Annotated in this window: 5 protein-coding genes and 1 pseudogene; all 6 read right to left on the reverse strand. The window is 58.5% G+C overall.

What is annotated here, in order from left to right; all coding sequences use genetic code 11:
* Positions 1–789 (reverse strand): carbohydrate ABC transporter permease (locus BN871_RS21235; RefSeq protein ID WP_048748681.1); only part of this gene is annotated, 789 nt, incomplete at its 3' end.
* 48 nt (positions 790–837) lie between these two features.
* Positions 838–1,725: a carbohydrate ABC transporter permease gene (locus BN871_RS21240; RefSeq protein ID WP_048748679.1), complete on the reverse strand. Its 888-nt coding sequence runs from the start codon at positions 1,723–1,725 to the stop codon at positions 838–840.
* Positions 1,726–1,746: 21 nt separating this feature from the next.
* On the reverse strand, positions 1,747–3,138 hold the full coding sequence (locus tag BN871_RS21245; protein ID WP_083436574.1) for an ABC transporter substrate-binding protein: 1,392 nt from the start codon (positions 3,136–3,138) through the stop codon (positions 1,747–1,749).
* Between the two features lie 74 nt (positions 3,139–3,212).
* Positions 3,213–4,504 (reverse strand): annotated as a pseudogene (locus tag BN871_RS21250) (glycoside hydrolase family 125 protein).
* A gap of 273 nt (positions 4,505–4,777) precedes the next feature.
* Complete coding sequence (locus tag BN871_RS21255; protein ID WP_021880016.1) at positions 4,778–5,950, reverse strand: substrate-binding domain-containing protein; 1,173 nt, start codon at positions 5,948–5,950, stop codon at positions 4,778–4,780.
* Positions 5,951–6,078: 128 nt separating this feature from the next.
* On the reverse strand, positions 6,079–8,482 hold a 2,404-nt coding region (locus BN871_RS21260), incomplete at its 5' end, for a ComEC/Rec2 family competence protein (protein WP_048748680.1).

Raw genomic sequence — 8,482 nt, forward strand, 5'->3', positions numbered from 1 at the left:
CATCATCGGGCCGAAGTCGGTCTGGTGGTTGTACGAGAACGCCTGCAGCCCCATTTGAATCGTCGCCTTCCCGGGATCGTTCAGAATGATCATCGGCCACAGGAAGCTGTTCCAGCCCGCCTGGAATGTGAAGATGCCGAGCGTCGCCAGGGCCGGCTTGGTCAGAGGCAGGTAGATGTTCCAGAAGATCCGGAACTCTCCGCAGCCCTCGATCCGGGCCATCTCCATCATGTCGGACGGCAGCGTAAGGAAGAACTGCCGCATGAAAAACACCGCGAACGAGCCGGAAGCGCCGGGCAGGATGATGCCCCAGAACGAATTCAGGAAGCCGTGTCCGCCCGCTCCGGAGATGTTGTTGCCGCCGATCAGCGGAAAGTGCATCAAAACGTAAAAGCTCGGAATCATCGTCACGATTCCCGGAATGACCATGGCGGCCAGCAGCACCTTGAACAGCGGCTTGTTCAGCCGGAAGTTCAGCTTGGCGAAGGCGTAGCCGCTGAGCGAGCCGAAAAACAGGTTGCACAGCACGCCGCTCGCCGCAAGAATGAAGGAATTGAGGAAATACAGCCCGAACGGAACCGTCGTGAACGCGCTTCGGTAATGCTCCAGCGTCAAGCTGGACGGAATCCATTGGATCGGGACGGAGAAAATCTCATCGCTCGGCTTGAACGATGTGATCAAGCTCCAGAAGAAGGGCAGGAACATGCCCACGGAAATGAGTATAGCGACCGCGTAAAACGATATTCCCGACAGAGCCTTCCGGGCCGCGAAGGCTGTCGACGCCGGCATTCCGGCGCCTGCTGCCGGCAGAGATGGTTCAGCCATGATGCATCCTCCTTACACGACGGGCTCTTCGGATTTGGTCACGCGCATGTTGATGAACGAGAAGATCAGGATCGCCAGCGCCAGCACGAACGCCTGCGCCGAAGCATAGCCCATCTGCAGCTGGTTGAAGCCTTGCTGATAGATCAGGTATACCGGCGTTTTCGTGACGTTGCCGGGACCGCCCTGAGTCAATACGAACGCCTGGTCGAACAGCTGAAGCGCCCCGATGATCGACATCGTGCTGACCAGGAACGTCGTAGGCCGCAGCTGCGGCCAAGTAATATAGCGGAACCGCTGGATTGCGTTCGCCCCGTCGAGCTTGGCGGATTCGTACAAATAGTCCGGAACCCCCTGCAAGCCGGCGATGTAGATGACCATGTTGGAGCCGACCGCCTGCCAGAGCGTCACCATGATGATGGACAGCATCGCCGTTTCCGTCTGCGAGAGCCAGGCCGGTCCCGTGACGCCAATATACCCGAGCAGATTGTTCACCAGCCCGAACTCCGGGTGCAGGAGCCAGATCCATACGGTCGCGGCCGCGACCGCCGAGGTCAGTGTAGGCAAGTAGTTCATGGTCCGGAACAGCTTGACGCCGAACCTCTTGAAATTGAGCAGCAGCGCCAGCAGCAGCGACAGGATGATGTTCAAGGGAACGAAAATAACCGAGTAGAACGCGACGTTTTTGAAGGTCGTCCAGAACAGGTCGTCCTTGAGCAGCCGCTTGTAGTTGTCCAGCTTCACGAAATCCATCCGGCTGACGACATCGTAGTTCGTAAAGCTCAAATAAAGCGCCATTGCGACCGGAATGATGGTGAAGGCGAAAAACAGCAGCATCGTCGGCGTGATGAACAAGTAGGCCGTCCGGGCCTGGTGCTTGTTCAGATTTCCGATGGAAGACATGGCACTCCTCCTTTCTCTCCCTCAAGGAGGGCTTGCGGCCAAGCAGACACGCGGCGGGAACGGGAAGCGGCAGCTCCCCTCGCCCGCCCCGGAGTCTTCTTGCTTGGCGGCTTCGTTGTCCGCCAGCAGCTGGTCTCCGCGCTGCTGCGATTTTTTCAGCGCATCGTCCGCGCTCAGCTTGTTCTGCTGGAACAGCTGCAGATTCGGAATGAGCCCGTCGTTCTCCATGACGGAGTATCCCGGATGGGCCGGCCGAATCTTGGCCATGTCCAGCGTTTCCAGGAACGGCTTCCAGAACGGATCGTCCTTGAAGAACGGATCCTCCAGCGCCGGCTTGTAGCCCGGCATGTTCAGGCTCGTTTTGGCCCACAGCAGCGCATTGTCCTTGTTCGCCGTCCACCACTTGACGAACTCCCAGGCTTCCTGCTGATGCTTGGATCCCTGCGGAATGACCAGGCCGAAGCCGCCCATGACGCTGCCTTTGTCGCCGTTCGGCCCGACCGGAGGCGGAACGATGCCGAAGTCGAGGTCTTTGCCGTATTTTTTGTACGTGCTGAGCATCCATGGCCCCGTATACTGCATCGCCAGCTTGCCGGTGACGAAGGCGTCCGTGCCTTCTCCGAGGCCCTGCTCGAAGCCGACCTTGTACACCTTATCCTTGTTCAGCAGGCGATCCCAGAACTCCAGAACCGACTTGCCCTTGTCGTTGTTGAAGTTCGTCTTCTTGCCGTCCTCCGTCAGCATCTGGCCGCCGGCCTGCTGCAGGTACATATTGAACAAGCCGTTGTCGCCGAGGGAGAAGCCCGCAACCTCCAGCTTGCTGCCGTTCCACTTGGTCGTTTTGATTGCTGCCTGTTCCAGCTCATCCCATGTCGTCGGCGGCTTGACCCCGGCTTCATCCAGAATCTTTTTATTATAGAAGAGAGCGCGCGCATCCACAGTCAGCGGAAGTCCGTACAGCTTGCCGTTGTAGGACAGCTCCTTGAGAGCCTCGCCGTAGAAGTCGTCCTTGTTGAGGCCGTCCTTGGCCAGGAAGTCGTCCACCGGAGCCAGCACGTTTTTGGGAGCGTACAGCGAAGTCCGCCAACGGTCCCAGAACAGGATATCCGGGGCCCCTCCGGAGGTGGAGGCCGTCAGGAATTTGGTGATCATATCCTGTTGAAGCACATATTTGACCTTGATTTTATCCTGGGATTTATTGAAGGCGTCGACCATCGTCTCGAACTGCTTCTGGCCTTCGCCGCCCCAATCGCCCCAGAACGTCAGCTCGACCGGCTTGCCGCTCCCCTTCGAGCCGCTCTGGCCCGCCGAATTACCGGCTGCCGCGTCTCCTCCCGAATCGCCGTTGCCGCAGCCTGCGGCCGTACCGAGAAGAACGGCGGACATGGCAAGAACGGATACCCATTTTTTCATCTTGAAGCCTCCCTTTTGGTGTGAATCTCTTCTATAATTTCCGAAGGAAAATGCCCTCCGCTTGAAACCGCGTCTCAAGTCTTGATCCGGATGCCGGCGTAATTCAGCAGCAGCTCGCTGAACATCATGTTGGCCCATGAGAACCATGGCCGCGTGAAGCGGGACGGATCGTCGGCGTGGAAGCCTCGTGCATGAGTCCGGTGCCGGCAGTCGTCGCCTCCAGCAGCTTCAGCAGCCGCAGCTTCTCCTCCGGGGCATCGGCGGTAAGCCCTTGCATCGCCAGCGCGATCGGCCAGATGTAGCGCTCGGGGGTATGCGGACTTCCGATGCCTTCCGCCGCAGATCCTCTGTAGAAATACGGATTGGCCTCGCTTAGAATGAATCGCCTCGTATTCCGGTAGACGGGATCGTCCTTGTCCGCATAGCCCAGATAAGGAATGGAGAGCAGGCTCGGCACATTCGCGTCGTCCATCAGGCTCCGGCCTCCGAGGCCGTCGGTCTCGTAGGCATAGATGGGTCCGTAGTCGGGATGCTCACAGATGCCGCAGGCTTGAATTCCGCGGTCGATCTCCTCTGCCAGGAGCAGCGCTTCGCCCGCCAGATCCTCGTCGTTCAGAACCTCGGCTGCGATTTCCCTGAGGTATCGGAGAACCACGACGGCGAACATGTTGGAAGGAATCAGATACCCGTATGCGCAGGCATCGTCGCTCGGCCGGAAGCCGCTCCAGGTCATCCCGGTATAGGCGGTCGGACTGCCCTTGCCATCCCTGGCCAACGTGTCGCTCGCAGGGCCGTTATGCCGCTGAAACCGGTAAAGCGATTCGGTTTCATGATGCTGCTCGGTCCGCCACAGTCCCAGTATCGTCGAGGCTGCTTGCCGGAAGGTTTCATTGAAATGCGATGTGCGGCCCGTATTCTTCCACAGCAGATAGCTGAGCTGCAGCGGATAACAGAGGGAATCGATCTCGTATTTCCTTTCCCACAGCCAGGGACTCATCTCCGTCTCGTCATCCTGATGGCCTGCTGCATTCGGGGATTCATTGAAAGCGTTCGCATATGGATCCAGCAAAATGCATTCCAGCTGCCTGCGTACGAGTCCTTCGATCATGTCCGCCAACTCCTCGTCCTCTGCCGCCAATGCCAGGAAAGGCCGTACCTGGGCGGCGGAATCGCGAAGCCACATAGCTGGTATATCACCTGTTATGACAAATGTGGTGCCATCGGGCATTCGTTTGATGGTCGTGTTCAGCGTGTTGCCGAAGCAATGGTCGAATATGGCCGTCATTCCAGGAAAATCAGGTAAAATCTCCTTTATTTTTTGCTGCAGCTTTTCAATTGAAGAGCTGCTTCCTGCGACTTTTCCCATCTGTCCGACCTCTCCTGTCTGCTTCAAGTCTTAAGTAAACCGCTTTCATTTGATATTGTCATTATAGGTTTCCATAAGTTAGTATGTCAATATGTATTTTTAGATCATTTATATCAATAGTTATACTATCCAAATGATGGATCGAGCCTGCGAAGCCTCTGATTCATCCCGTCTGCCTGCGGCGGCCTCATGATCAAGATGGCTTGAAAAAAGGCCATTCGGAAAATTCCGAATGACCTTTTGATCCAACTAAAAAAGCCTCTGGGGGAGCCTTCACAAGTAAGTCCCAGCGTTCCGCGGCACAGGTCCGGTAGATTCGCTCCGAATGAGAGCCGCCTCCAGCATGATCTTGTTCGGCACGGCTTGCCCGTCGATCAGCTTGAGCACGTTTTCGAAGGCGAGCCTCCCCATCTCCGTCTGATTCTGTCTCAGATGGGTCAGCGGGAAGCGTCCGTTCGTCTCCGGACAATCGAAGCAGAGGACGGACAGATCGCCGGGAACGGACCTGCCCATTTCCCGGGCGGCTTCCATCGCCAGCTGGCCGATGTTGTACTCCGTCGCGAAAACGGCGGTGATGTGCGGATGCTTGCGCAGATGGCCGATGATCCGGCGGATATCCTCCAGCCGGTTCTCTTCCGTATTGGCCTGCGGAAGCGTCGAGGCGATGTCCTCCAGCCATAGGTCCCGGTCGACCATGACGCCCTTCTCCGCATGCGCTTGGATGAATCCCTCGATCCGCTCTTCGATCGCGGTTGTATCGGCCGGCGGCGGAGTCAGGAACGCGATGGACTTGTGGCCGAGCTCGAACAGATAGTTCGTTCCCTCGCGGGCCGCTCCCGCATTGTCCGTGGATATGGAGCCTGCGGATATTCCTTTCAGATGGCGGTCTACAAGCACGAACGGAAACTGGTTGATGACCAGCTTCAAAATCTCCGCGTTGAAATATTCGCCCTGCGCCGGGAAGATGATCAATCCGTCCACGCCGAGCTCAAGCAGGCCCTTGATCGCTTCCTCTTCGATGGAGGGGATGCCGAAGGTGCGGCGGAGCACCAGATAGCAGTCCTGCTCGCGCGAGGCCTGTTCCATGCCGTAGATCAGGCCGGTCCCGTAGCTGTCGGCAAAATCCGTTATGACAAGGCCGATCAGCAGCTTGCCCGTCTTCTTGCCTTGATGCGGCAGCAGCGGATGCTGAGGCTGTCTTCCCGCCGCCTGGAGCGGCGGCTTCTCGGATACGAACGAGCCTCTGCCCGGCTGGCGGACGATGTATCCTTCTCCGGCCAGAAGCTCGAGAGCTTTTTTGCTCGTGATGCGGCTGACCTTGTATTCTTCGCCGAGCTCCTTCTCCGAGGGGACCCGGTCGCCCGCCTTGTACTTCCCTTCCACGATCCGGCCGCGCAGCGCTTCGACTATTTTCTCGTACATCGGTTTGGACTGTTCGCTCGACATCTCAGGCCTCTACACCTTTCCTTGCGGTCAAAATGACAACCTGCTTCAGCAGCAATTTATAATAATATATCATGGTATATGTCATTTGCCAAGGCAGTTGGATGAAGCAGGGCTCATGGATGAAGAACTCACGGACGGAGAAGCCGCATGCTCAGGGAATCTCTACGAATCTCAAATTGGATTTCTCCGTCAAGATCCGTCCTCACCGCTAAGGTGCGCGCCGCGCGAAGCCTCTCCATCGTATCGCCGCTTGGATGCCCGTACCGATTGTTCAAACCAGCGGATAAAACAGCAATCGACGGCTTCCAATACGCGAGCCAGAGCGGAGAAGTGGAGTTCTTGCTTCCGTGATGTCCGGCCTTCAGCACATCCACGGATGCGATTGGCGTGTCCTTCTCGGTAGTCGTTAATGACTGGCCGCCCCTCGCTTCCGTTGGAAGCTGGCCGAGCTTGGCTTCCGTTGAAGGTTGGCCGAGTCCGGTTGCTGCTGATGTCCTGCCTAACGCGGTTGCTTCTGTTGACGGCTGGACGAACTCGGTCATGCCCTCACGAACGAGCTTCTGCTCGCTCGAAGAGCCGAGATCGCCCGGGAGCAAAAAACGCTTGCCGTAAATGGAAACCATGAGCACGACGCTTTCTTCGTTTTGTTCCTCGGCAATCGCTATTTCTCGCTCTCCCTTGGTAATGGATGCTTGGCCGCTGGCGGCAAGCGGCCATAAAACGTCCAGACGGGTCGAGGCATCCGCCTGCCAGCTCTGGCCGGATCCGGCGGAGTAGACCGGAATGTCCAAGCCGATAGCAGTTTGCAGGATCGGCTCTGCCTTGGCCGCTTCCTTCAACGTTCCATTCCACAACATCCGGCGAACGGGGATGGAATCCAGGACGGCAGACAGACCGCCGACATGATCTTGATCCAGATGCGTGGCGACGAGGAGATCGATCCCATGAACGCCCCGCTGCATGAGCAGCGGAACGAGCGTTTTGCGTCCGATCTCATACGGATCGCGGCGGATTCGCCAAGGCTCCTTGCCGAAATCCATCGTTCCTCCACCATCGATTAGGATGACTTTTCCCGATTGGGTCCGGATCAAGGTCGAGTCTCCCTGGCCGACATTCAGAAAATCCACTTGCGCGCTGCTGCGCGGCCAGTCCGGATGATAGGCATGAAACAGAAGAAGACCGACCGCCGCAAAACAGGCAAACGAGCAAACTCCCGGACTGCGCAGAAATCGGGGCGCCTCGTTGGCGAATGCTCGAAAACGACGATTTACATAAACCGCCGGAGTTTTTTCCCCGGCTGAATATAGGGATGAAAAATCGTATTCCTGCCTGCTGCCCCCCGGTGTGCTGCCGTGCCGGCCATGATGACGATTGAATCTCGTCAACCGTCGATCCCCATTTCTACCTTCAGGCCAATGAGGATCAAGATGACCCCCATCCGAGAGCGGCCGGGTCTCGTCGCCGGAAGTTTCCTCTGGACTCCGCTGCCGCTTTTTCTTCCGCACGCGCCTCCAGACAGCCAAAGCAGCCAGCAGGCACGCAAGCACGCCATACCAGGCAGAAATCCACCAAAGGGACGGCTTGGCCCAGATGGTCGCCCCTCCTCGCCAGGAGCTCATGCCGTCCACGACCCGGAAGGACCAGTCGTTCCCCCGGGAGGATAAGGCTGCGATGAAATGCGACGCACCCGGCCATATCGGCTCAAGCAGCATGACAGCTGCGCCCGCCGGCATGATGAGGAGGCTGATGAACGGAACGAGCAGAAGGTTCGCCGGCAGCGAAAGCAGATGGAACTGGTTGAAATAATAAATGGATACCGGAAAGGATGCGGCTTGGGCGACGACCGTGACGACGAGCGAGTCCAGCAGGAACTTCCCTTTGCGGATGTCTGGAAGCAGCCGGTTCACGGCCGGCACTCCGAGAATCAGTCCCGCCGTTACGATGAAGCTAAGCTGGAAGCTCACGCTCTCGATCAGTAGGGGATCCCAGAGCAGCATCAGCACGGCGGAGGCAGCGAGCAGATGAAGGCCGTCCTTCAGCTTGCCTGCCCGCGCTGCAGCCAGGCCGATCAGCGCCATGACGCCGGCACGGATGATGGATGGAGCGGCTCCTGTCAGCAGGACGTAAGGCGGCACGGCGAGCATGAGGGCAAGCAGGATTTGTTCCTTGGTCAGGCGGCAGAGGCGAAGCAGGAATCCGAGCAGGCCGAGCATGACGGCGACATGCATGCCGCTGACGGCCATGATATGCGTCAGGCCGAGACGGGCGAAGCGGGCGTAAAGGCCGGGGTCGATGTCGTCCGAGTCGCCGAGGACGAGCGCCTTCATGTACCCGGACTGCGCGGCCGGGTACGAGCGTTCCAGCGCGGAGCCGAGCTGCGAGCGGACCGCATCCGCGCGTCCGAGCAGCGCGGCTGCGCTCCAAGGGCTGCCGGGCGAGACGTCGGCAGCGTCCGTCCCTTGGACCTGCAGCAGCCAGTGAATGCCCTGGCTGCGCAGGTAGCGGCGGTAGTCGAAGCCGCCGCGGTTGGCC

The organism is Paenibacillus sp. P22, assembly GCF_000469945.2.
GTDB classification, from domain to species: Bacteria; Bacillota; Bacilli; order Paenibacillales; family Paenibacillaceae; genus Paenibacillus_O; species Paenibacillus_O humicus.